The sequence below is a fragment of the Pseudoalteromonas sp. SR45-5 genome (assembly GCF_014163565.1).
GTDB classification, from domain to species: domain Bacteria; phylum Pseudomonadota; class Gammaproteobacteria; order Enterobacterales; family Alteromonadaceae; genus Pseudoalteromonas; species Pseudoalteromonas distincta.
Map to the genome: position 1 here is coordinate 1 of NZ_JACJDN010000814.1, position 1,479 is coordinate 1,479.

Annotated in this window: 1 protein-coding gene; it reads left to right on the forward strand. The window is 39.1% G+C overall.

Features of this window, described 5'->3' with window-relative positions; genetic code table 11:
* The first annotated feature begins 203 nt into the window (after positions 1 to 203).
* Entirely contained in the window at positions 204 to 1,463 is a 1,260-nt protein-coding gene (locus tag H5072_RS19290) for an OmpP1/FadL family transporter (protein WP_182694488.1), read from the forward strand.
* The last annotated feature ends 16 nt before the right edge of the window (positions 1,464 to 1,479 follow it).

Below are 1,479 nucleotides of genomic sequence, written 5' to 3' on the forward strand. Positions count from 1 at the left end.
GCATACTTAAATATCACTACAGCTCAATACGTTAGCGAAACTTTTAACTTAAGTTAAGGCTGAATAGCAATCTACGCTCATTTATTTTAACTTTATAACCATTGCCGTATTACCTTTTATTATAACTAATCTATTTAAATTCCTTTTTAGAATATCAAAAATTAGCTATTGTCCGCCCATTCCAACTTTATGTATTTACTAAAATGAAAAAACAGTTAATTTCAGGCTTAGCTTTAACGTGTGCGTTAGGTTCGTTCAGTGCATTTGCTACCAATGGTTATTTTACTCACGGCTATGGCATGACCCACAAAGGTATGGCTGGCGCAGGTGTAGCGCTGTCAGAAGAGTTAATGTCTGGTGCTAATAATCCAGCAACCTTTTTACCTAATGGAACAGAGCTATCACTGGGCTTAGAGCTTTTTTCACCTGAACGAAAATATACTGCATCAAAAGTAGATACTTTTTACCCTGGCGCATTTTATCTTGAAGCAAAAACACAAAAAAGCGACAACACCGTATTTGCAATTCCAGAGTTTGCTATTGGCCATCAATTAAATGAAAAAGTAAATATTGGTTTATTAGTGTATGGCAACGGCGGTATGAATACCGAGTACGGCGCAGAATCCTCTCCTGAAGGGACTTTTTACGCTGGTACGACGGGCGTTGATTTAAAACAACTCTTTATTAGCCCAACAGTAAGCTATGAGTTGAATGAACAAATACGCCTTGGCGTATCCCCTATTTACGTGGTGCAACAGTTTGAAGCGCAAGGGCTTGGAAACTTTGCTCCTTTTTCGCAATCACCCCAAGCGCTTACAAATAATGGCACCGATACAAGCACAGGCTTAGGCATTCAACTAGGTATTAGCCAAGATATAAATTCGTCATTAAGCTGGGGGGCAAGTTACCGCTCATCAGTGTCTATGCAAGAGTTTGATAGCTATAAAGGTTTGTTTGCAGAGCAAGGCGGATTTGATCTGCCAAGTTCGTTTCAACTTGGTGCAGCTTATAAGCTTACCCCAGCTAATCAGGTTGTATTTGATTGGCAAAAAATAAATTACAGCGAAGTAAAAAGTATTGCAAATCCAATCAGTAACTTGGTGTCAGCACCTTTAGGGGCTAACGCCGGCGCTGGGTTTGACTGGAACGATATGACTATTTATAAGCTTGGCTATCAGTGGCAACGTACATCGCAACAAAAAATTCGTTTTGGGGTATCTTATACCGAGCAACCTATTCCTTCATCAAACGTTTTGCTTAATATTTTAGCCCCGGGCGTTCAAGAGTGGCATTTTACTACTGGCTTTAGCCATTCTTTTACCAACAAGGTACAATTAAACGCTATGGCTTTTTATTCGCCAGCAAAAAAAGTAACGGGTGCTAACTACTTAGCGCCTAATCAACAATTATCAATCGAAATGAAACAAACCGGTTTAGGCGTTTCTATTGTTTGGGAAATTTAAAAATGATAACAGAATT